This window comes from Micromonospora sp. NPDC093277, from assembly GCF_044765245.1.
GTDB lineage: Bacteria > Actinomycetota > Actinomycetes > Mycobacteriales > Micromonosporaceae > Micromonospora.
Genome location: NZ_JBIWJO010000014.1, coordinates 26,626 through 48,968, shown reverse-complemented (window position 1 = coordinate 48,968; position 22,343 = coordinate 26,626). Strand labels below are relative to the sequence as shown.

Here is a 22,343-nt window from a genome sequence, read left to right as displayed (position 1 = left end):
CCCTCGCCGATCGCGCTGCCCCGTTTGCCTGTGGCAACCGCCACCTCACTTGAGCTGGCCGGCGGTGAGGCCGGTCTGGATCTGCCGCTGGAACATCGCATAGACCGCCAGCACCGGTAGCGTGGCGATGGTCAGGCCGGCGAACAGGCCGCTGAAGTCCCCCTGGTAGCCCTGGCTCACCGCCAGGGCGCTGAGACCCTGCGCCAGCACCCACTTCGAGTCGTCGCCCTGCATGAGCACCTGCGGCAGGATGAACTGATTCCAGTGGCTGAGGAAGTTGAAGATCGCGACACTGATCAGTCCCGGACGCGCCATCGGCAGCATCACCCGGAAGAAGAGCCGGAAGTGGCCGCACCCGTCGATCAGGGCGGCCTCGGCGACCGCCGTCGGCAGGGTGCGGAAGAACGCGGTCAGGAAGAACACCGTGAACGGCAGCGAGTACGCCGCGTACACCAGGATGAGACCGGTCCAGGTGCCGAGCAGACCGGAGTTGCGGACCACGAAGAAGAGCGGCACGAGGGCGAGGAAGACCGGGAACATCATGCCGCCGACGAACAGGTAGTAGAACAGCTGACGGCCCCGGAACTCGTAGCGCGCGAAGACGTACGCCGCGGTCGCGCCGAGCAGCATGGTCAGCGTGAGCGAGCCGGCCACCACGATGGCGCTGTTGAGGAAGTACCGGCCGATGTGCGCCTCGGTCCAGGCCCGGGCCCAGTTCTCCAGGTGCAGCGCGCCGGGCAGTCCCCACGGGTCGGAGAGGATCTCGCTGTCGCTCTTGAACGAGCTGAGGAACATCCACAGCAGCGGCAGCACGGTCATGGCGCCCCAGACCAGCAGGAACGAGTGCGAGGCGACGTTCACCACGCCCAACTCGCGGCGGGGTGGCCCCGCGTCGCGGCGGCCCCGCCCCGGCTCCGCGCCGGTCGCGGCCGGACTGTCCAGCGTGGTCATGAATATTCGATCCTCTCGCGCCGGGCGGCCCGCAGCGCCAGCACCGCCACCGTGAGGGTCAGGAAGAGCATCACCACGCCGATCGCCGAGGCGTACCCGAACTTGTTGTCGCCGAACGCCGTGTCGTACATCCGCAGCCCGATGACGTCGGAGGAGAAGTTGGGTCCCCCGTGCGTCATCAGCTGGACCAGGATGAAGCCGTCCAACGCGGCGATGGCCAGGTAGATCCAGGCAACCTGCACGGTGTCCCAGAGCAGCGGCACGGTGATCCGGCGCAGGGTGACCCAACGGGACGCGCCGTCGAGCAGGACCGCCTCGTAGATGTCGCGCGGGATGGCGGACATCGCGGCGCCGAAGAGCACCACGTAGAAGCCGACGTTGCTCCACACCATCACCGCCAGGACGCACCAGAAGGCGGTCCGCGGATCACCGAGCCAGGTCGGCGCGGGCAGCCCGACGGCGCGCAGCGCACCGTTGAGCAGGCCGTTGTTCGGGTGGTAGATCTCCCGCCAGAGCAGCGCGATGATCACCACCGAGAGGACCTGCGGGAAGAAGTAGACCAGCCGGTAGAAGGCACTGCCGCGGACCCCGGCCACCCCGGCCCGGTTGCTCCGGCCACCCATCGACAGCATGGTGGCGAAGAACAGGCCGAGACCGATGGTCAGCACCGGCACCACGGCGAGCAGGATGGCGTTGTTGCCGATCGCGTTCCACACCCGGTCGTCGTGCAGCATGGTGCGGAAGTTGGCCATGCCGACCGGGTCGGCCTCGGCCGAGTAGCCCAGCCAGTTCGTCGTCGAGATCTGGAACGCCTGCAGGTACGGCGAGATCACGAACAGGACGTAGAGCAGCAGCGGTGGCACCAGGAACGCGATGATCAGCGGGTACTTGCCATGTCGCACGAGGCGGATCCTCCTCCAACCGGCCGGGGATGGGGGCGGGCGGCCCGCCCCCACCAGGTGGCTACGCGGCCCGCTTGTACTTCTTGATCGAGCTGTCCTGGGCGATCTGGTCCGCGCCCTTCTGGCACTGGTCGAGGAACTCGGCCGGGCCGATCCGCCCGGCGAAGAACTCGCCGCAGGCGGCGTCGACGAGTTCCCGCTCCAGCTTGCGGTAGAAGTTGTTGTAGACCCAGTTGAAGCCGTTGGAGCCGGACGCGTCCAGCGCCTTCGCCACGGTGCTCAGGCCGAACGGCAGCTCGACGCCCTCGGTGGCGCCGGCGACCACGGGCAGGCTGGAGACCTTCTTGGTGAAGTCCTGGGCGCCCTTCTTGGAGAGCATCACCCGCAGGTACTCCATGCCGCCGGCGAGGTTCTTGGCCTTGGCCGGGACCATGAACGGCTCGCCCGCGGTGCCCCGGATCGCCTCGAACGGCAGCTTGTCACCGGTGGTCAGGCTGGGCGTGGGCACGACGGTCATGTTGAAGCCGGCCGGGGTGACCTTCGCCTGCTCGTTCTCCAGCCAGGAGCCGCAGGAGACGAAGGCGGCCTTACCCTGGCACCAGGCCGTCTGGGACTGGATGTGGTCCAGGCCCGCCGAGCCGTCCAGGATGTACTTGTCCTTGACGATCTGGTGCCACGCGTCGGCGGCCGTCTTCATCGCGTCGGACTTCCAGGCGTTCGGCTCCAGGTTGTCGATCGCCAGGGCGACCGACGGGCCGCCGAGCTTGATCGCGGTGGAGATCACCGGCCAGCTCATGTAGCGGGGGTGCACGCCGGGGTAGGTCCAGGGGGCGATGCCGGCGGCCTTGATCTGCTTGCAGAGCGCGATGTGCTCGTCCCACGTCTTCGCGTACTGCCAACCGTGGTCGTTGAAGAGCTTGGTGGAGTGCCAGATGCCGTACGCGGTGTAGGTGTAGTTGACGACGAGGAACTTGCCGTCGTACGAGCCGACCTCGACGGTGCCGGGCAGCAGGGTGTCCCGCACCGTCTTGCCGGGGATGTCGAGGCTCGGCGCGTCGAGCAGCTCGCCCAGGTCGGCGATGGCGTTCTGGCTGACCAGGCCGTTGAAGTCGATCTGTCCGGCGCCGGAGTTGTTCACCATGTCCGGCGGGTTGCCGTCGACGAAGCGCGGCTGGAGGGTCTTGTTGATCTCCTCGGTGGCGGAGTGCTTGATCTCGGCCTTCGGGTAGATCTCCTTGTACATGGCCTCGTGGGCCTTGGCGTACTCCTCACCGAAGCCGCCGTTGAAGATCACCACCTCGAGCGGGGCGTCCTCCTTGACGCCGAGCGGGTTCTTCTCGCTCTTGGTGCCCTTGTAGGTGGTGTCCTTCTTGTCGTCGCCGCCGCCAGAGGTGGCACAGCCGGCGAGTAGGCCGGCGGCGGGGGTGGCCAGCAGACCGGCGGCGGCGGTGCGCCGGAGGATCTCACGCCTGTTCATCGCATCTCCTCGGTTCGGGTACGGGCGGCTCGCCGAGGATGGGGGAACGGCGGCCGCGGCGTCGAGGCACGGGTGGGTCGGGTCACGTGTTGCTTGTCTTCAGTTCTCTATACGTTGCTGAAGAATTTCTACGGCAGTGCGGCGTGGACCACAAGACCCGACAACCGAACCGTTATCACCACGCGCCGGCAACAGCTGGCTTAGCCTGAGGCCATGCGCCGCCTGCGGCAGCTCGCCGAGCGCACGCCGCCCGGGCGGGAGCGCTACGCCGACCTGCTCCGGGCACTCGCCATAACCATGGTCGTCATCGGCCACTGGGCCATCACCGTGATCGGATACGACCGCGCCGGCCGGCCGACCGGGCAGTCCGCCCTGGGCTACCTCCCCTGGGCCTGGCCGGTGACCTGGGTGGCCCAGGTGATGCCGGTCTTCTTCCTGGTCGGCGGCTACGCCAACGCCGCCGCGCTGACCGCCTGGCGGTCCCGCGGGGGAAATGCCACCGGCTGGCTGATCGACCGCAGCAGCCGGCTGATCCGCCCCACCACCGCCCTGCTGGTGGTCCTCGCGATCGGCGGGGCGACCGCCCGGCTGATCGGCGTCGACTCCACCCAGATCCGTACGGTGGTCTGGTTCGCCACCATCCCGCTCTGGTTCCTCGTCGCCTACCTGGTGATGGTCCCGCTGACCCCGGCCATGTACGCGCTGCACCGCCGCGTCGGGCTGGTCGTGCCGCTGGTGCTGGTCGGGCTGGTCGCACTCGGCGACCTGGGCCGGATCCTCGGCCCGGCCGGCCTGGCCACCGCCAACTACCTCTTCGGCTGGCTGGCCGTCCACCAACTCGGCTTCGCCTGGTACGACGCCCGAGGCCCGAGCCCGACAGTGTCGGGCCAGGGCACCGACCGTCCCGGCCTGCGCCGCCGGCGGCTGCCCACCTCACGGCGCGCCGGGGCGGTGCTGCTGCTCGTGGGACTGGCCGCGCTACTGCTGTTGACCCGCGTCGGGCCGTACCCGGTGGCGATGCTGAACGTGCCGGGCGAGCGCCTGAACAACACCGCCCCGCCCAGCGTGGCGCTGCTCGCGGCGGCCACCGGGCAGCTCGGGCTGATCCTGTTGCTGCAGAATCCCGCCCGCCGGTGGCTGCGCCGCAGCGGCCCCTGGCAGGCGGTGATCGCGGTCAACGCCGTGGTGCTCACCGTCTTCCTCTGGCATCTGACCGCCGCCGTACTGCTGGTCGGCCTGCTGAACGCCCTGGGCGTACTGCCCACCCCACCGGTCGGCTCGGCGGCCTGGTGGGCCTGGCGGGTGCCCTGGCTGCTCGCCCTGGCGGTGGTGCTGGCCGCGCTGGTCGCCGTGTTCGGCCCGATCGAGGCCCGCACCCGCCGGCACGCCAGGGCGAGCACCAGCCGCCCGCTGCAGACCGTGCTGGTGGCGATCGGCTACGCGGGCGTGGCCGTCGGGCTGCTGATCAACGCCCTGACCTCGAAGAGCGCGGCCGAGCCGGTCGGGCTGCCCGCCCCGACGCTGGTGGCGTACCTGGTCGGGGCGGGGCTGCTGCGACTGCTCAGGTCTGGGTGGGGAAGCCGAGGTTGACCCCGCCGTGCCGGGGGTCGAGCCAGCGGCTGGTGACCACCTTGCCCCGGGTGTAGAACGCGACCCCGTCGGCGCCGTGCGCGTGCAGGTCACCGAAGAGCGACGCCTTCCAGCCACCGAACGAGTAGTACGCCATCGGCACCGGGATCGGCACGTTGATCCCGACCATGCCGACCTCCACCTCGTGCTGGTACCGCCGGGCCGCCCCGCCGTCGTTGGTGAAGATCGCCGTGCCGTTGCCGTACGGGTTGGCGTTGACCAGCTCGACCGCCTCGTCGTACGAGCCGACCCGGACCACGCTGAGCACCGGACCGAAGATCTCGTCGGTGTAGATCGACATCGCCGGGGTGACATGGTCGAAGAGGGTCGGGCCGAGCCAGAACCCCTCCGCCGCCCCGTCCGGGGTGACGTCCCGCCCGTCCACCACCGGCACCGCGCCGGCCGCGATCCCCGACTCCACGTAGCTGCGCACCCGCTCGGCGTGCGCTGCGGTGACCAGCGGCCCCATGTCGCAGCCCCGCCGGCCGTCCCCGGTGCGCAGCCGGGCCAACCGCTGCGCGATCCTCGCGACCAGCGCGTCCGCGACGGGCTCCACCGCGACCAGGGCGGAGACCGCCATGCACCGTTCCCCCGCCGAACCGAAGCCGGCGTTGACCGCCGCGTCGGCGGCCAGGTCCAGGTCGGCGTCCGGAAGCACCACCATGTGGTTCTTCGCCCCGCCCAGCGCCTGCACCCGCTTGCCGGCCATCGAGGCGCGCTGGTGCACGTACCGGGCGACCGGGGTGGAGCCGACGAACGACACCGCCTTCACACCGGGATGGTCGAGCAGCGCGTCGACGGCCTCCTTGTCGCCGTTGACCACGTTGAGCACCCCGTCCGGCAGGCCCGCCTCGCTGAACCACTCGGCCAGCAGCAGCGCCGCGCCCGGGTCCTTCTCGCTGGGTTTGAGCACCACCGCGTTGCCGCAGGCGATCGCGACCGGCACGAACCACAGCGGCACCATGGCCGGGAAGTTGAACGGCGAGATCACCGCCACCACACCGAGCGCCTGCCGCAGGCTGTACGAGTCGACCTCGGTGGAGACGTTCTCGCTGAAGCCGCCGCGCAGCGCGGACGGGATGCCGCAGGCGTACTCGATGACTTCGAGCCCGCGCTGCACCTCGCCGGCGGCGTCCGCGAGCACCTTGCCGTGCTCGGCGGTGATCACCTCGGCGAGCCGGTCCCGCCGGGCGTTGACCAGCTCACGGAACGCGAACAGCACCGCCGTCCGCTTCGCCAGGGAGGCGTCCCGCCAGGCCCGCACGGCCCGCTCGGCGGCCTCCACCGCACCCGCCACGTCCGCCGCGCAGGCCAGCTCGACCAACGCGGTACGCCGGCCGGTGGCCGGGTCGAAGACGTCGCCGCGCCGCTCCGAGTCGCCGCCGACCCGCTTGCCGTCGATGAAGTGCCCGACAACGCGCACGTCGCCCTCGCTCATGCCGCCGTCGTGAGGCAAAGCCGCGCCGTGCTGATGATTCGACCGCTGACGCTCGCTCATGCCGCCACCCCCGCCGCCGCGCAGGAGCGGATCGCGTCGACCAGGATGGCCAGCCCCTCCCGGGCCTCCTCCTCGGTCAGCGTCAGCGGCGGGCCCATCCGCACCACGTTGCCGTAGAGGCCGCCCTTGCCGACCAGCAGACCACCGGCCCGGCACGCCTCGAAGACCCGGGCGGTGAGCACCGGATCGGGTTCGATGGTGCCCGGGCGGACGAACTCGACGCCCAGCATCAGGCCCTTGCCGCGCACCTCGGCGACGCAGTCGAGATCAGCGGTCGCGGCGCGCAGGCCGTCGCCGAGGATCGCCCCGACCCGCTCGGCGTTGGCCTGCAGGTCGTGTTCGAGCAGGTAGTCCAGGACGGCGTTGCCGGCGGCGGTGGAGATCGGGTTGCCGCCGAAGGTGGAGAAGCTGATCGCCGGCACCGCCTCCAGCACGTCGGCCCGGCCGACGACGCCGGCCAGGGCGAAGCCGTTGCCGATGCCCTTGGCGAAGGTGAGCAGGTCCGGGGTGACGCCGTGCGCCTGGTAGCCCCAGAAGTGCTCGCCGGTGCGACCCCAGCCGGTCTGCACCTCGTCGCTGATCAGCAGGATGCCGTGCTCGTCAAGCACCTTCTTCCAGCCGGCGAAGAGCCCGTCCGGGCCGTGCACGAAGCCGCCGACACCCTGGATCGGCTCCGCGATCAGGCAGGCCACGTCGCCGGCGGTCTGGGTGGCGAGCACCTCGCGCAGGTCCTCCACGGCGGCGTCGACCCGGTCGTCGGAGTCGAGCCGGGCCAGCAGGCCGCGCAGCCGCTCACCGGAGTGCAGCCAGGCCACCTGCAGCGGGTTGAGCGCGCTGGCCGACCAGCTCCGGTTGCCGGTGACGCCCATCGCCGCGTACGACCGGCCGTGGTAGCTGTTGCGCACCGCCAGGATCTGGTGCGACCGGCGGAAGTTGGTGGCGACCAGCAACGCCGCCTCGTTCGCCTCGGTGCCCGAGTTGGTGAAGAAGACCCGGGCGTCGGGGATGCCGGAGACCCGGGCGACCTTCTCGGCCAACTCCACCTGCTGCCGGATCAGATACAGCGTGGAGGTGTGCACGAGCCCGGTGCGCAACTGCCGCTCGACCGCCTCGCGGATCTCCGGGATGTCGTAACCGATCATGTTGGTCAGCACGCCACCGAAGAAGTCCAGGTAGCTGCGGCCCTGCGCGTCGCTCACCCGGCGGCCGGAGCCGGAGACCAGCTCGATCGGTTCGGCGTAGTAGAGCGGCATCCAGGACGGGAGCACGGCCCGGTGCCGGGCCAGCAGATCGTCGGCGGTCATCGTCGCACCCCTTCAGCGGCGGGTTGGTCCTCGCACGCTCTCACCGCCCGGACGGCACGAACAACTGGCACTGTGTAGCCCAGGGTCCGCTGCCAGCTGACACCACGTCAACCGCCGCCAGCGCCAAGCTGCGGCGTGGCACGACCCAGGCACCCACGATCCACAACGGCCGGTGCCCGCCCACCGGGCGGCGGTAGCATCCGCCGGGTGCGGATGACGGAGGTGGCGCTGCCGGGCGGCGCGGCGGGTACGACCGACGGGCAACTCGCGGCGGGCGTACGAGCCTGGGTCGAGTCGTCGCCGCTGCACGCCCTGGTCGAGCGGTTCGGCGGCGACTGGCCGACCGGCGACCTGCCGGCGGTGCTGGCCGCGCTGGACGACTTCTCCGCCCGGCACTGGGACTTCCGGCAGGGACGGGAACGCCCCGACGCCCGGGAGCCGGCCTTCGACCCGGCCACCGCCCGGCTGGTGCTCGACGCGGCGGCGACGCTGGGCCTGGTCCGGGCCGCCCCGCCGGCCCTGCCCCGCTACGCGCACCTGCTCGTCCTCGGCGGGTTGGCGCACGCCTGCCTGCGGCGCACCGCGTACGCCGCGCACCTGGTACGCACGGTCGCCGAGGTCTCCGGCGAGGTGGCGGTGCTGGGCAGTTGCCGGGCGCTCTCCCCGGCCGAGTCGCGGACGCTCGCCGGCGCCGGGATACCCGACTGCGACACCGAGGTGGACGCCCTCGACGCCGGCGTGCGCGCGGCGTTCGGGGTCAGCGCACCGAGCGAGGAGACCGGCGAGGAGGCGGACCACCCGCACCGGGCCTGGTCCTCGCGCACCTACCGCCCGGCCGGCCTGCCCGCGGTACGGGTCCTCGCCGCCCCATCCAGCGAGCCGGACCGGCGCCGGGCGCACACCGCCGACACCCAGCGGTTCTGGGCCGAACACGTCCAGCTGCGGACCGGCGACCCGGTGCTGATGGTGACCGCGCCGATCTACGTGCCGTTCCAGCACTGCGACGCGCTACGCACCCTCGCCGTGCCGTACGGCTGCGGGATCGACACGGTCGGCGTCGATCCGGCGCTGACCGCGATGGCCGGGGTGCCGGAGCCGACGCTGACCCCGGGCCGCTACCTCCAGGAGATCCGCTCGGCGATCCGATCGATGCGGAACCTGCACGCGGTGCTCACACCGTCCTGAGCGGCCGCCTGGGCCGGGGCGGCCAGGCCCGGGCGGCCGCCGCCGGGTCAGGCGACGCGCCGGACGATTCGCCGCGAAACCCGGCTGCGCGCGGCGGTCCGGCCCCGGTAGCCTTCCCGCACGGCGAGGACGGCTCCGGACGCGCTTCCTTCTCGAATCTTTTGCAAAGAGACCTCAGCGGGCGGTGTCGGCGACCGCCTGCGCGAACACCTCCGACCGGTGCTCGAAGTTGCGGAACCGGCCGTAGCTCGGGGCGGCCGGGGAGAGCAGCACCACCCCGCCGGCCGGGGTCAGCTTGCGGGACAGGCCCACCGCGGCCACCAGGTCCTCGGCGAGCTCGGTCCGCACCGCCGGCAGCCCGGCGAGAGCCTCGACGATCCGCGGGCCGCTGTCCGGAATGCCGATCACGGTGATCTCCCGCTCGGCCAGGTGGTCACGCAGCGGGCCGTAGTCCAGGCCCCGGTCGGTGCCACCGACGATCACGGTCAGCGGCTTGCCCTCGTACGCGTCGATCGCGTGCATTGCCGCGTACGGGCTGGTGGCGAGGGTGTCGTCGACGAACGTGAGACCCGACGGGTCGGGGATCTCGGTGAGCCGGTGGGCCAGTCCCTGGAACTCGGCGACCGCTATGGCGAGGGCGTCCTTGCGGCCCACCACGTCGACGCCGAGCGCGTCCAGCACGGCGAGGGCCACGCAGAGGTTGCTCTCGTTGTGCCGGCCCACCAGGGGCAGCACCGCGCGCGGGAAGAGCGGTGTGTCCCGCAGGTGGAACCAGGGGGTGCCGTCCGGGCCGGAGGCGACGTGAGTGGTGTTCGGCAGGCCGGCCCGCACCGCGGCCCGGTCCCCCAGCTCCACGGCGAGCCGCGGATCGGCACCGTTGACCACCACCGTGCGCGGGCCGTGCGCGAGCAGGTTGAGCTTGTCGTGGTAGTACTCCCGCTCACCGCCGTGCGCGTCGAGGTGCTCAGGGAAGAGCGCGGTGACCACCGCCACCCGGGGCGAGTCGGTCAGGTCGGCGCACTGATAGCTGGACAGCTCCAGCACGTACCGCTCCGCCTCGGGCAGGTCGAGCAGCGGCACGCCGATGTTGCCACCGAAGACGTTCGGCAGGTCCATCGCGGTGAGCAGGCGGCTGATCAGGCTGGACGTGGTGCTCTTGCCCTTGCTGCCGGTGACCCCCACCGTCCGGTCGCCGTGGTCGGCCATCCAGAGCGCGCTGCCCTGGGTGACGGGGACGGCGCGCCGGCGCAGCTCGACCATCCACGGGTGGGTGCTCGGCACCCCCGGCGACCGGACCACCACGTCGGCGGCGGCGAGCCGGTCGAAGCCCTCCTCCCCGGTCACCAGCGGCGCGGCCGCGGCGACCGCTCCCTCCCACGGCAGGCTGAGGAAGTTCGCGCTGTCGTCGACGACGACCAGGCCGGCCGGGCCGTGCGCGGCGATCGCCGTCACCGCGGCCCGACCCTCCCGGCCGGCCCCCCAGACGGCGACATGACGTCCGCGCAGATCAGACAGGCGCACAGACACTCCTCGACAGTAACGATGGCGGTCGGCGGTCGGCGGGCACGGGCCGGCGCAGCAGGACACGGCCGGACGAACCAGGGCCTATTATTGCGTGTGCCCAACGAGCAGCTCCGGCGGATGGACGCCTTCACCTTCCCGTCCTACTCGATCGACTTCGCCACTGGCGAGGCATTGTTCGACTACACGCTGACCGGCCCGGACGGCGAGCAGCGGTTCACCGAGGCGATCACCCTGCCGCTGCCGGCCGAGCCGGTGTCGGACGAGGCCGCGGCCACCCTCAACCGGGTCCTGGAACTGCTGCACGTCGTCGCCGGGGTCAGCTACTACAAGACCGCCGCACCGCGCCGGCTGGTGCTGCCGGCGCCGCTGGGCCCCGCCGCCGTCGAGCTGGTCACCGCCGTCTACACCAAGGGCCTCGCCGAGTACGCGTACCGCAACCAGCTGCCGCACGTGCTGGAGCTGCACCCGGAGGTGCCGTCCGGCGAGGTCGCCCCGCCCCGGGTGTACGACGATTCGGACCGCCGTCCGCTGTCGGCCGTCGGCGGGGGCAAGGACTCCATCGTCACGCTGGAGGCGCTGCGCCGGGCCGGCTTCGACCCGGTTCCCTTCTCGGTCAACCCCAACCACGTCATCGTCTCGGTCAACGAGGCGTCCGATCTGGTGCCGCTGGCCGCCCGGCGACGCATCGACCCGGTGCTGTTCGACCTCAACGCGGCCGGCGCGCTCAACGGCCACATCCCGGTCACGGCGATCAACTCGCTGATCGCGGTCGCCACCGCCGTGCTGCACGGGCTCGGCCCGGTGGTGATGTCCAACGAACGCTCGGCGTCCGACCCGAATCTGGTCTGGAACGGCCACGAGATCAACCACCAGTGGTCCAAGGGCGTCGAGGCGGAGGGGCTGCTGCGAGCCGCCCTGGCGGAGCACGCCGGGCTCACCGAGCCGTACTTCTCCCTGCTGCGGTCGCTGTCCGAGCTGCACATCGCCCGGCTCTTCGCCGAGATCGACCGGTACGACGCGGTGGTGACCAGCTGCAACGCCGCGTTCAAGCTGCGCGACGCGAGCGAACGCTGGTGCCGGGACTGCCCCAAGTGCCGGTTCGTCTTCCTGGCCATGGCGCCGTTCATGACCCGGGAGCGGGTCACCCACATCTTCGGCGGCGACCTGCTCGCCGACTCCACCCAGATCCCCGGCTACCGGGAACTGCTCGGGGTCGACGGGCACAAGCCGTTCGAGTGTGTCGGCGAGGTCGAGGAGTCGGTGGTGGCGCTGAGCCTGCTCGCCCAGCAGGAGCAGTGGCGCGACGCCCCGGTGGTCCGCGCCCTGGTGGACGCGCTGCCGGACGCGGCGTGGTCGGCCGCCGCCACCTCCGACGTCTTCACCCCCGCCGGCCCGAACTTCGTCCCGTCCACCTACGCGAAGGCCCTCACCACCCTCATCTGACTGTCCCTTCCGCCCCTGCCTCCTCCCGCCGGGGTGCAGGACGGTCAGGGGGTGCGGACGGCGTCCAGGGCCAGCAGGGCGACGTGCAGGGACAGGCAGGCCTGCACCGAGTCGAGGTCCACGTCGAGGATCCGGCCGATGCGGGCCAGCCGCTCATAGAACGCCGGCCGGGACAGGTGCGCCACGCCGGCCGCCGCCGACTTGTTCCGGCCCTGCTCCAGGTACGCCCGCAGGGTGTCGAGCAACTGCTCGCGCGGATGCTGGGCGTCGTAGACCAGCAGCGCGCCGAGTTCCCGCTCGACGAAGGTCTGCAACCGCGGCTCGTCCCGCAGCAGATGCAGCAGCCCGGCGAGCCCGACGTGCGGCAGCCGGAAGATCGGCAGGTCCCGCCGGTCCCGGCGGGCTGCCTCCGCGATCTGCCGCGCCTCGACCAGCGACCGGCCCGCCTCCCGCAGGCTGCCGACCCCCGATCCGGCCGCGATGATCACCGCCGATGGACCGGCTGCCCGCGCCACGCCGCCGACCTGGCCCGCCCGGGTCACCCCGTCGCCGCCCCGGGACGCAGCGGCGGTACGGGTCGACCCGTCGCCCGGCCGGGCGGGTGGCGCGGAGCGGGGCGCCGGCGGACGGGCCGGAGCGGCGTCGAGGCGTACCCGACGCAGTGCCGCGGCGAACGCGGCGAGCGCCTTCTCCTCGACGACCGGATCGGGCAGCGCGAGCAGCGCGCCCACCGCATGATCGTCGACTGCGCTGGTCAGGCCCGTGAGCTTGGCCTCCCGCAGCGCCTGGCCGACCGCCTCGGCGAGGTCACGCAGCCGGGCCGGGCCGGCCTCCGGCCCGGCGTCGCCCGGCGTCGCGACCTCCCCGGCCGGATCGTCGGCCCGATGGCGGACCACCACACCGACCAGGTGCCGGCGGTCCAACGGCACGCCGAGCGCCTTGGCCCGCAGCGCCACCTCGTCCACCGGACGGGAGTGGTCGAGCAGGGCGGTGAGCAGGGTGCGGTGGATCTGACGTTCCAACCCCTCGGCGTCCCGGCGGATCAACCGGCCCAGGGCGAGGGTGGAGGCGGCCCGCTCGACCAGGATGGTGAGCCGGCTGGGCGGACCCACCGAGGCGACGGCGCGCGAACCGGCGATCGTCCCGCCGCCCCGCTCACCGTCGGCCCGCTCCTCCGACGCGGGATCAGCCGGGGCGGCCGCCGACGCGGGATCAGCCGGGGCGGCCGCCGACTCGGGGCCACCGTCGCCGGCAGCCTGGCCGCTGGTCAGTTCCCCGCCGGCCGGCCAGCGCAGCAACAACCGCCCCCAGTCCTGGCCACGCGCGCCGACCGTGGTCACCAGCCACCCGCTGTCCGCGTCGTACGCGGTGCGACCGCCGGGACGGATCCGCCGCGAGTGCTGCTCCCAGCGGTCCAGCAGCAGTTCGGCGCTCTCCCCCGCCGGGTCGTACGCGAGCACCTGCCGGGAGAGGTTCTCCAGCACCACCGGACACCCGGACAGCTCGGCGGCCTGCCGCACCACCTCGGCCGCGCCGGCACCTTCCACGGACAGCTCGGTGAACCGCTGGTGGATCTCCTCGGTGGCCCGCAGCTCGGTGAGCTGGGCGTCCACGATCAGCGCGTGCACCGCCTCGGTGATCCGCACGAACGGGGTGGCCCGGCGCAGCTCGACCAGCGGCAGCCCGCGCCGCTCGGCGGCGGCGGCCATCACCCTCGGCACTCCGCTGACGTAGCGGCGGCCCAGCTCGACCACCAGCCCGGAGACCCCGACGTCGGCCAGGTCGCCGATGAACGCGCGCAGCCCGGCGTCGTCGGCCGGCAACCCGATGCCGGTGGTCAGCACCAGCTCGCCGCCGCCGAGCAGGGTGGCGATGTCCGGCACCTCGGCGGCGTGCACCCAGCGGACCGGCCGGTCCAGGCCCGCGTCGCCGGCGACCAGGCGCGGGGCGCCGTGGCGCACCGGCACCAGGGCGAGCACCTCACGCACGGTCGGGAACACGCGCGTCACGCTACCGTCCGTGACCAGGAAACTCGACTACCTGGCCGGTGGCACGCGGCGGACCAGGTCGGCCCGCCGACCACCGCACGCGGACAGGAAACAGGCGGCCAGCCACCTGCGTCATCCGGCTCCCGAGCAGTCGATCCGGCACCTCTCACCAGCTCGCGGTCCAGTGGAACCAGCCGCCGCCGAGCGGCCGGAAGTCCGGCGACTCGCTCAGTCGACGCCGAACTCCATCGCGGCGCGGTCGAGCGCCTCGTCGTCGGCGGAGGAGACGCCCCGGGAGGCGATGGCCTCCGCACCGCCCTCTGGCATCGCACCGATCAGCCCGGTCGAGGCTGCCTGCGCGGCACCGACCATCCGCTGGGGAGTCGCGCCGCCGACCATGCCGAGGGTGGCGTACTGCTCCAGCTTCGCCCGCGAGTCGGCGATGTCCAGGTTGCGCATGGTGAGCTGGCCGATCCGGTCCGACGGGCCGAACGCCGAGTCCTCGGTACGCTCCATCGACAGCTTGTCGGGGTGGTAGCTGAATGCCGGGCCGGTGGTGTCCAGGATCGAGTAGTCCTCGCCCCGGCGCAGCCGCAACGTCACCTCGCCGGTGACCGCCGTGCCGACCCAGCGTTGCAACGACTCGCGCAGCATCAGCGCCTGCGGGTCCAGCCAGCGCCCCTCGTACATCAGCCGGCCGAGACGGCGGCCCTCGTGGTGGTAGTTCGCCAGGGTGTCCTCGTTGTGGATGGCGTTGACCAGCCGTTCGTACGCGGCGTGCAGCAGCGCCATGCCGGGCGCCTCGTAGATGCCCCGGCTCTTGGCCTCGATGATCCGGTTCTCGATCTGGTCCGACATGCCCAGGCCGTGCCGGCCGCCGATGGCGTTGGCCTCCAGCACCAGATCGACGGGGCTGCCGAACTCCTTACCGTTGATCGTCACCGGGCGACCCTGGTCGAAGCCGATCGTGACATCCTCGGTCGGGATCTCCACCGACGGGTCCCAGAACCGGACTCCCATGATCGGGTTTACCGTCTCGATGCCGGTGTCGAGGTGCTCGAGGGTCTTCGCCTCGTGCGTAGCGCCCCAGATGTTGGCGTCGGTGGAGTATGCCTTCTCAGTGCTGTCCCGGTACGGCAGGCCGCGTTCGAGCAGCCACTCCGACATCTCCTTACGGCCGCCCAGTTCGGTGACGAAGTCGGTGTCGAGCCACGGCTTGTAGATGCGCAGCTGCGGGTTGGCCAGCAGGCCGTACCGGTAGAACCGCTCGATGTCGTTGCCCTTGAAGGTCGAGCCGTCGCCCCAGATCTGGACGTCGTCCGAGATCATCGCCCGCACCAGCAGGGTCCCGGTCACGGCCCGGCCCAACGGGGTGGTGTTGAAGTATGCCCGCCCGCCCGAGCGGATGTGGAAGGCCCCGCAGGTCAGTGCTGCCAGGCCCTCCTCGACCAGGGCGGCGCGGCAGTCGACCAGGCGGGCGAGCTCGGCGCCGTAGCTGAGCGCGCGGCCGGGCACCGAGGCGATGTCGGGCTCGTCGTACTGGCCGATGTCGGCGGTGTAGGCGCAGGGAACGGCGCCCTTGTCGCGCATCCACGCGACCGCGACCGAGGTGTCGAGGCCGCCGGAGAAGGCGATGCCGACACGTTCACCGGTGGGCAGGGAGGTGAGAACCTTGGACACGAGGAAGATTATTCATCAGAGCGCATGGTCATGCAAGCGGAAGTGCCGAACGGGACCCGCAGCGGCTACCCGCTGCCGAACGGTGGATCGTCGCGACCCAGTTCCCAGCAGGCCACGGCAGTGGCGGAGGCGACGTTGAGCGAGTCCACCCCGCGCCGCATCGGGATCACCACCCGCACGTCGCTGGCGTCCATCGCCACCCGGGTCAGGCCGGCCCCCTCGGCGCCCATCAGCAGCGCCGCCCGGGCCCGCTGGGTCGCGTCGAGCCGCTGGATCGGCACCGCGTCGGGCGCGGGCGTCATCGCCAGCACCGTGAAACCCGCCGCCCGGACCTGGGCGAGCGCCTCCGGCCAGGGCTCCAGCTTCGCGTACGGGATGGCGAAGACCTCGCCCATGCTGACCCGGACGCTGCGCCGGTAGAGCGGGTCGGCGCAGGTCGGGGAGAGCAGCACGGCGTCCACCCCGAGCGCGGCCACGGCCCGGAAGATCGCGCCGAGGTTGGTGTGGTTGTTGACATCCTCCAAGATCACCACCCGCCGGGCGGTGTCGAGCACCTCGGCGGCCGAGGGCAGCGGCTTGCGGTGGAACGAGGCGAGCACGCCCCGGTGGACGTGGAAGCCGGTGGCGCGCTGGAGCACCTCCGGGGTGGCCGCATAGACCGGGGCGTCCCCAGTGTCGAGGTCGGCGAGCTGATCCGCCCGCTTGGCGTCGACCAGGTACGAGCGGGCCGGGTAGCCGGCCCGCAGCGCCCGCCGCAGCACCAGCTCACCTTCGGCGATGAACAGGCCGTGCGGCGGCTCCCAACGGGTCCGCAGCTCCACGTCGGTCAGCGCGCGGTAGTCGGCGATCCGGTCGTCGTCTGGGTCGGTGATCTCGTGGACGGGCACCGGTCGATTCTGCCTGGCCGGTCCGGTGGCTCCGGCCGCCGGGCACCCGGCCGTGCCGGCTCCGCCGATTCCCGGCCCGGCCCGGCGCCGCCGTCAGCCACGACGGCGCCGGTCGACCTCGCCCGCCGTCACGCCCGCACGTAGCGCAGCAGCACCGAGCGGCCGTCGAAGCCGCGGGTCTCCGCCAGCCGCAGGTCGAGGCGGTCCTTGCCGGGGAAGACCGGCCGGCCGCCGCCGAGCACCACCGGGTGGACGACCACCTGGTACTCGTCGATCAGCCCCAGGTCGGTGAGCGCCGCGGCGGCCCCCGCGCCCCCGGTAAGGAGCAGGTCCTTGCCGGGCTGCGCCTTCAGCTCGGCCATCTCGTCGGCCAGGTCGCGGCCGATCACCCGGGCGCCGTACTCGGCGGTCTCCAAGGTGCGCGAGATGACGACCTTCGGGGTACGCCGCCAGACCGGGGCGAACTTCAGGTCGTGCGGGTGCTGGGACAGTTCCTCCACGCGGGGCCAGTAGGAGGACATCATCTCCCAGACCTTGCGGCCGTAGAGGAAGATGTCGGCCCGGTCGCACAGCTCAAAGGAGTACGCGGACAACTCCGGCCCCATGGCCGGCCAGTCGAACTCCCCGTTCGGCCCCTCGATGAAACCGTCAACCGACTGGTGCACCCAGTAGACGAGCTTGCGCATGACGTCCTCCTGCTCGGTGGCGCCCCCGGCGGGCGCACTCACCGGTGGGTCGGAGCCGCCGGACCAGATCCGACACCCGGCACAGATCTCTTCGCCGGGTTGCCAGCCGCGCCCACCGCCCGCGCCGCTGGCCGCAACCGCGTCTCAAGAGGGAGCCGCTGCTATACCGGAGGCGTTAACCAGGGTCCCTTCCTTCTCCTCAGCCGCGGCTGCGGTTCTGGAACCAGCGTAGGAGGTTCGGCAGGCTCTGATCCTGCTGGTCCTGCAGCTGCGGTGGGAGCTTCGGCTCCGGGCGCTGTGGGTTGCCGGCCAGCTCGGGGCTCGGCGCGGCGAAGTCCCTGACCGGCTTGCCGTCGACCGCCGTACGGATGATCCGGGCGACGGCGTCGATCACCTTGGCCTGCACCGCCGAGCCGACCAGGTCGGTCGAGTCGTCGGGGTTGGCCGCGATGCCGGCGACGGCCACCTGCGGGGTGAATCCGACGAAGGTCTCGGTGGCGTTCTGCTCGGAGCTGCCGGTCTTGCCGGCGACGGGCCGGCCGACGATCCGGTCGACCGAGGTGGCCGTGCCGCCGTTGCACTGCCCGTACGCGGACTGCTGGCCGACCGGGCAGCGGGCCGCGTCGGTGGCGGCCCGGGCCACGTCCGGGTCCAGGACCTGCTTGCAGGACGGCTGGCCGACGTCGACCTTCTCGCCGTTGGCGGCGGTCACCGAGAGCACCGGCAGCGGGGCGCAGTACGTCCCCTCGGCCGCCACGGTGGCGTACGCGTTGGCCAGGTCGAGCGGGGTGGTGGCGGCCACGCCCAGGGTGAACGCGCCCCAGTTCGCCGCGTCGTTCTTGGCGAAGGCGGCGTCGGACGAGGCCCGGAAGGTGATGCCGAGGCGCTGCGCCATCTCCACCACCTTGTCCTCGCCGACCTGTTCGGCCAGCCAGACGAAGTACGTGTTCACGGAGCGGCCGTAGCCGTCCCACATCATCCGGTAGCCGTCCATCCACTCCGGGTTGGCGTTGGCCGGGCACCACTTGCCGCCGCAGTTGCCCTCGGCGTCGGAGGCGTATCGGGTGGGCAGCTTGGCCGGGGCATCGAAGCCGGTGGCGAGTGGCTTGCCCGCCTCCAGCGCGGCGAGCATGGTGAACAGCTTGAACGTCGAGCCGGCCTGGTAGCCGCTGACGCTGGCGCCGCCGGAGATCAGCGGGTTGACGGTGTTCGGGTGGTTGGATTGCCCGGCCGGGTTGTCGGCCAGGCTGTAGTGCCGGTTGACCGCCATGGCGAGCACCCGTCCGGTGCCGGGCTCGACCGCGGCGACCGGCAGAGCGCGCTTGTTGTCATATCCGTAGACGGCGGTGGCCTGCTGCTGCGCGGTCTGCTGGATCTTCGGGTCCAGCGAGGTGATCACCGTGTAGCCGCCGCGGCGTAGCGCCTGCTCGCGCTCCTTGACCGTGTCACCGAAGGCCGGCTGGGCCAGCCACCACTGGCGGAGGTAGTCGCAGAAGTAGCCCCAGTCGTCGTGCCCTCCGGCGAGCGCGGTGCAGCCGTTGGGCTGTGCGGTCGGGTGCAGGGTGAGCTGCTCGGCCTTGGCCGCGGCGGCCTGCTGCGTGCTGATCGCGCCGGTCTCGGCCATGGCGTCGAGCACGTACGCCCGGCGGGCGAGGGCCTGGTCCTTGTCCCCGCTGATCGGGCTGTACGCGTCTGGTGCCTGAACCAGGCCGGCGAGCAGGGCCGCCTCGGCCAGGGTCAGGTCGGCGGGCGGCTTGCCGAAGTAGCGCTGGCTGGCCGCGGCGACGCCGTACGCGCCGGAGCCGAAGTACGCGATGTTGAGGTAGCGGTTGAGGATCTCGTCCTTGCCGAGGGTCTTTTCCAGGGCGTTGGCGTACCGGATCTCCTGGAGCTTGCGCCCGATGGTCTGGTCGGTGGCGGCCTGCCGTTCCTCGGCGGTGCGGGTGGGGTCGGTCTTGAGCACGTTGCGGACGTACTGCATGGTCAGCGTGGAGCCGCCCTGCTCGGTGCCGCCGCCGGTGACGTTGGCGACCAGGGCACGGGCGAGACCGCGCAGGTCGGCGCCGCCGTGGGAGTAGAAGCGGCGGTCCTCGGCGGCCACGATCGCCTGTCGCATCACTGGGGCGATCTCGGCCAGCGGCACGTCGGTGCGGTTGACGTCGTAGAACGTCGTGATCAGGGTCTTGCCGTCGTTGGCGTAGAGGTAGGAGCGCTGGGGCTGGGCGGGGGTGCGCAGCGAGTCGGGCAGCTCCGCGTACGCCCCGAGGGCCGCCTTGGCGACGAACCCGCCGAGCAGGTTGCCGGGCAGGACGGCGACTGCGAGGACGAGCCCGGCGAGGACGCCGGCGAGCAGCACGGTGAAGAGGCGCGACAGCGGCGACCGGGGAGACGGCATGGCTTCCAGATTGCCGCGAAAGCCGCCAACCGACCACCCCGCCAGGCAACTGTCAGCGACCTCACGGCAACCCCCCAGACACCCCAGCACGGTTGATCATGAGGTTGGCGGCGATGTCGATCTCCCCGGCCACCGCCAACCTCATGATCGACGTCGAGTGGGTGGGGCGGGTCAGGTGGTGGGTGGGGCGGGTCAGGTGGTGGGGGTGGCGGGTGGGGCGGGTGGGGTCGGGGCGGGGACCACGCTGGCGGCGATCACGTCGCGGGCGATTGCGGCGGGCACCAGGCGCCCGGAGCGGTAGCCGATGCCGAGCCCGGCGACCAGCGCGAAGATCGCGCCGAAGGTCTGCAACGAGCCGAGCAGCGCGCCGCCGAGACCGAGCAGCGGGGCGGCGATCATCAGCATGATGCCGTCCCCCCAGGAGAACATCCCGGACCGGGCCACCGACCATCCGGTGCACAACCACCCGACGCTGTAGAAGGTGGCACCGACCAGGACGAGGTGGCGTGCGGTGGTGCCGAACACGGGCGCCTGCTCGTCCAGCCCGGCGAAGGGCAGCATCAGCACGACGCCGGCGATGCTGACCAGCAGCCCGGTCGCGGCGACCCGCCGGCTGCGGGTGGCGGCGAGCAGTCCGGTGAGCGCCAGCAGCGCGAGCAGCCCGAGCCAGACGGCGGCCACCCAGCCCACCAGGTAGAGCTGGTTGCCGTCGGCCGGGTACGGGTCGTTGCCCACCCCGCCGTCGCTGGCCATCGTCACCACGCCGTAGAGGATCGCGTACGCGGGCAGCAGCCAGACCGCGGCGCGGGCGAACCGGCGTACCGACCAGGCCCAGCTGGCGTTGGTGGCCGGGGCGGCGCGTCCCGGCTCGGAGACGAACGGCAGCACCCCGAATCCGCCCCCGGTGCGCCGGGAGCCGAGCGGTCCGGCGGGATCATGCTCGCCGGGAACCGGCTCGCGGGAGAAGAGTTCCTTGGAGAACAGATCCTTGGCGGACAGCCTGTTCGCCGGCTCCTTCATGCGTCACCTCGCTGCGCCTGCGGGCGGCGTGGGACGCGCTCGGCGCCCCGGTCCTGGTCACCACCCGTCCTTGAGACCGATGGTGGCAGGCACCGGGGCGCCGCATGAGACTTTCTCGCATTTGCCGCCCGGGATCGGACGGCTCCGACTCAGCCCCGCTCGCGCTGATCCGAGGGGTCGTTGAGCAGGCTCTCCGGGGAGACCGGCTCGGGCGCCGGCAGGCCCTGCTGCGGGACGTTGCCGCCGGTGGTCTGCGCCTCGGCGACGCGTACCTCGTCGTGGATCTCCCGGGCGGCGGTGGCGGCGGCATGCGCCGCCTCGGCGGCCTCCCGCTCCACCTCGCCGGCCCCCTGGCTGGCCTCCGGCGACGGCACGTCGCCAACCATGTTGGCCAGCCCGCCGAGCGCGCCGCCCATCCCCTCCAGGGCCTTGGTCAGCTCGGCCGGGACGATCCAGACCTTGTTCGCGGAGCCGTTGGCGATCTGCGGCAGCGCCTGCAGGTACTGGTAGGCGAGCACCTTCTGGCTCGGGTTGGCCTGGTGGATCGCGTCGAAGACCGTCCGGATCGCCTTGGCCTGGCCCTCCGCCTGGAGGATCCGGGCCTGCCGGTCACCGTCGGCGCGCAGCACCGCGGCCTGCTTCTCACCCTCGGCGGTGAGGATCTGCGACTGCTTGAGACCCTCGGCGTTCAGGATCGCGGCACGGCGGTCCCGCTCGGCGCGCATCTGCTTCTCCATCGAGTCACGGATGCTCGGCGGCGGCTCGATCGCCTTGATCTCGACCCGGGTGACCTTGATGCCCCACCGGCCGGTGGTCTCGTCCAGCACGCCGGACAGGTGCCGGTTGATCTCCTCGCGGCTGGTCAGCGCCCGCTCCAGGTCCAGCGAGCCGATCACGTTACGCAGCGTGGTCACGGTGAGCTGCTCGATGGCTTGGATGAAGTTGGAGATCTCGTAGGTGGCCCGGACCGCGTCAACCACCTTGTAGTAGAGGACCGTGTCGATCGAGACGACCAGGTTGTCCGAGGTGATCACCGGCTGCGGCGGGAAGCTGACCACCTGCTCCCGCATGTCGACCTTGGTACGCACCGCGTCGATGTACGGCACGAGCAGGTTCAGGCCAGGGTTCAAGGTCCGCTTGTACCGCCCCAGCCGCTCGACCACGTCCTGCCGCTGCTGCGGCACGATCCGAATCGCCTTGGCCAACGTCACCACAACGATCACGGCAACGGCGATCAATACGACCGCTAGAAACTCCATACCGTTCACCTTTTCGCTTCGGGCAGTGCGCCCGGGGTGGAAATCTCGTCCTGCCAGACCAGGGCGGTTGCGCCCTGGACCTTTATCACCTGCACCCGCTCACCCACGGCGTAGCTCCGCGTCGCGTCGTACGCCCGAGCGGTCCACAACTCTCCGTCGATCTTGACCATGCCGTGCCCGACGTCGACCGGCTCCACCACCAACGCCGCCGTCCCCTCGAGCGCCTCGATCCCGAACGACCGCTCGCCGCCCTCCAGCGCCGCATTCGCGTGCCGCCGGATGACCGGCCGGAGCAGCCCCACGCAGAGCGTGGAGACCACGGCGAAGACGAGCGCCTGGATCGCGACCGGAGCGCCGAGCGCGGCGGCTCCGGCGGCGGCGAACGCCCCTGCCGCAAACATGATCAGGAACAGCGTCGTCGTAAAGATCTCGGCGACCGCCAACACCACACCAAGCACGATCCACAACACTGCGTCCACCCCTCAATCGTGACACGCCGACGCACATCCCACGAA

The 22,343-nt window shown here is 71.8% G+C and carries 17 protein-coding genes; 3 read left to right on the top strand and 14 right to left on the bottom strand.

The annotated features are described in order from the left end of the window. Positions 1 to 45: 45 nt before the first annotated feature. From ACIRG9_RS26345 to ngcE, 3 genes are all read right to left on the bottom strand, one after another. On the bottom strand, positions 46 to 951 hold the full coding sequence (locus ACIRG9_RS26345) for a carbohydrate ABC transporter permease (RefSeq protein ID WP_402861242.1): 906 nt from the start codon (positions 949 to 951) through the stop codon (positions 46 to 48). After that, positions 948 to 1,853 (bottom strand): carbohydrate ABC transporter permease, encoded by a 906-nt coding sequence (locus ACIRG9_RS26340; protein WP_402861239.1) that lies wholly within the window; start codon positions 1,851 to 1,853, stop codon positions 948 to 950. The genes ACIRG9_RS26345 and ACIRG9_RS26340 overlap by 4 nt, the downstream gene beginning before the upstream one ends. A gap of 61 nt (positions 1,854 to 1,914) precedes the next feature. After that, complete coding sequence (gene ngcE, locus ACIRG9_RS26335) at positions 1,915 to 3,330, bottom strand: N-acetylglucosamine/diacetylchitobiose ABC transporter substrate-binding protein (RefSeq protein ID WP_402861236.1); 1,416 nt, start codon at positions 3,328 to 3,330, stop codon at positions 1,915 to 1,917. Positions 3,331 to 3,543: 213 nt separating this feature from the next. On the opposite strand from ngcE, the gene ACIRG9_RS26330 reads away from it, so the two are divergent. Next, on the top strand, positions 3,544 to 4,920 hold the full coding sequence (locus ACIRG9_RS26330; protein ID WP_402861233.1) for an acyltransferase: 1,377 nt from the start codon (positions 3,544 to 3,546) through the stop codon (positions 4,918 to 4,920). On the opposite strand, the gene ACIRG9_RS26325 is transcribed toward ACIRG9_RS26330, so the two are convergent. Continuing rightward, positions 4,892 to 6,382 (bottom strand): CoA-acylating methylmalonate-semialdehyde dehydrogenase, encoded by a 1,491-nt coding sequence (locus ACIRG9_RS26325; protein WP_402861563.1) that lies wholly within the window; start codon positions 6,380 to 6,382, stop codon positions 4,892 to 4,894. The genes ACIRG9_RS26330 and ACIRG9_RS26325 overlap by 29 nt on opposite strands. Before the next feature lie 71 nt (positions 6,383 to 6,453). Continuing rightward, positions 6,454 to 7,761 carry an aspartate aminotransferase family protein gene (locus tag ACIRG9_RS26320; protein WP_402861230.1) on the bottom strand — a complete coding sequence of 436 codons (1,308 nt, stop codon included), beginning with the start codon at positions 7,759 to 7,761 and terminating at the stop codon, positions 6,454 to 6,456. Positions 7,762 to 7,974: 213 nt separating this feature from the next. Between ACIRG9_RS26320 and ACIRG9_RS26315 the strand changes: the two genes are divergently transcribed. Further along, the gene (locus tag ACIRG9_RS26315; protein ID WP_402861560.1) at positions 7,975 to 8,946 is read left to right on the top strand and encodes a hypothetical protein; all 972 of its coding nucleotides are present in this window, start codon (positions 7,975 to 7,977) and stop codon (positions 8,944 to 8,946) included. 174 nt (positions 8,947 to 9,120) lie between these two features. Here the strand turns inward: ACIRG9_RS26315 and murD are convergent, their stop codons facing one another. Continuing rightward, positions 9,121 to 10,467 (bottom strand): UDP-N-acetylmuramoyl-L-alanine--D-glutamate ligase, encoded by a 1,347-nt coding sequence (gene murD / locus ACIRG9_RS26310; protein WP_402861227.1) that lies wholly within the window; start codon positions 10,465 to 10,467, stop codon positions 9,121 to 9,123. Between the two features lie 96 nt (positions 10,468 to 10,563). On the opposite strand from murD, the gene ACIRG9_RS26305 reads away from it, so the two are divergent. Continuing rightward, positions 10,564 to 11,913: a hypothetical protein gene (locus ACIRG9_RS26305; RefSeq protein ID WP_402861224.1), complete on the top strand. Its 1,350-nt coding sequence runs from the start codon at positions 10,564 to 10,566 to the stop codon at positions 11,911 to 11,913. Between the two features lie 44 nt (positions 11,914 to 11,957). On the opposite strand, the gene ACIRG9_RS26300 is transcribed toward ACIRG9_RS26305, so the two are convergent. The 8 genes from ACIRG9_RS26300 to ACIRG9_RS26265 form a co-directional block, all read right to left on the bottom strand. Further along, positions 11,958 to 13,922, bottom strand: a complete 1,965-nt coding sequence (locus ACIRG9_RS26300; RefSeq protein WP_402861221.1) for a PucR family transcriptional regulator — start codon at positions 13,920 to 13,922, stop codon at positions 11,958 to 11,960. Positions 13,923 to 14,129: 207 nt separating this feature from the next. Next, positions 14,130 to 15,581 (bottom strand): argininosuccinate synthase, encoded by a 1,452-nt coding sequence (gene argG / locus ACIRG9_RS26295; RefSeq protein WP_402861218.1) that lies wholly within the window; start codon positions 15,579 to 15,581, stop codon positions 14,130 to 14,132. A 65-nt stretch (positions 15,582 to 15,646) separates the two neighbouring features. Then, positions 15,647 to 16,537 (bottom strand): TrmH family RNA methyltransferase, encoded by an 891-nt coding sequence (locus tag ACIRG9_RS26290; RefSeq protein ID WP_402861557.1) that lies wholly within the window; start codon positions 16,535 to 16,537, stop codon positions 15,647 to 15,649. Positions 16,538 to 16,596: 59 nt separating this feature from the next. Then, positions 16,597 to 17,154: a dihydrofolate reductase family protein gene (locus tag ACIRG9_RS26285; RefSeq protein ID WP_402861215.1), complete on the bottom strand. Its 558-nt coding sequence runs from the start codon at positions 17,152 to 17,154 to the stop codon at positions 16,597 to 16,599. A 199-nt stretch (positions 17,155 to 17,353) separates the two neighbouring features. Continuing rightward, complete coding sequence (locus tag ACIRG9_RS26280) at positions 17,354 to 19,549, bottom strand: transglycosylase domain-containing protein (protein ID WP_402861212.1); 2,196 nt, start codon at positions 19,547 to 19,549, stop codon at positions 17,354 to 17,356. A 192-nt stretch (positions 19,550 to 19,741) separates the two neighbouring features. Further along, positions 19,742 to 20,569 carry a hypothetical protein gene (locus tag ACIRG9_RS26275; protein WP_402861209.1) on the bottom strand — a complete coding sequence of 276 codons (828 nt, stop codon included), beginning with the start codon at positions 20,567 to 20,569 and terminating at the stop codon, positions 19,742 to 19,744. Positions 20,570 to 20,718: 149 nt separating this feature from the next. Beyond that, entirely contained in the window at positions 20,719 to 21,828 is a 1,110-nt protein-coding gene (locus ACIRG9_RS26270; RefSeq protein WP_402861206.1) for an SPFH domain-containing protein, read from the bottom strand. A gap of 5 nt (positions 21,829 to 21,833) precedes the next feature. Continuing rightward, positions 21,834 to 22,307 (bottom strand): NfeD family protein, encoded by a 474-nt coding sequence (locus ACIRG9_RS26265; protein ID WP_402861203.1) that lies wholly within the window; start codon positions 22,305 to 22,307, stop codon positions 21,834 to 21,836. Positions 22,308 to 22,343 lie beyond the last annotated feature (36 nt).

Coding starts and splice junctions, on each gene's coding strand:
- ACIRG9_RS26330 (WP_402861233.1), top strand. CDS start 3,544: ATGCGCCGCCTGCGGCAGCTCGCCGAGCGCACGCCGCCCGGGCGGGAG.
- ACIRG9_RS26280 (WP_402861212.1), bottom strand. CDS start 19,549: ATGCCGTCTCCCCGGTCGCCGCTGTCGCGCCTCTTCACCGTGCTGCTC.
- ACIRG9_RS26275 (WP_402861209.1), bottom strand. CDS start 20,569: ATGAAGGAGCCGGCGAACAGGCTGTCCGCCAAGGATCTGTTCTCCAAG.
- ngcE (WP_402861236.1), bottom strand. CDS start 3,330: ATGAACAGGCGTGAGATCCTCCGGCGCACCGCCGCCGCCGGTCTGCTG.
- ACIRG9_RS26315 (WP_402861560.1), top strand. CDS start 7,975: ATGACGGAGGTGGCGCTGCCGGGCGGCGCGGCGGGTACGACCGACGGG.
- ACIRG9_RS26320 (WP_402861230.1), bottom strand. CDS start 7,761: ATGACCGCCGACGATCTGCTGGCCCGGCACCGGGCCGTGCTCCCGTCC.
- ACIRG9_RS26345 (WP_402861242.1), bottom strand. CDS start 951: ATGACCACGCTGGACAGTCCGGCCGCGACCGGCGCGGAGCCGGGGCGG.
- ACIRG9_RS26285 (WP_402861215.1), bottom strand. CDS start 17,154: ATGCGCAAGCTCGTCTACTGGGTGCACCAGTCGGTTGACGGTTTCATC.
- ACIRG9_RS26270 (WP_402861206.1), bottom strand. CDS start 21,828: ATGGAGTTTCTAGCGGTCGTATTGATCGCCGTTGCCGTGATCGTTGTG.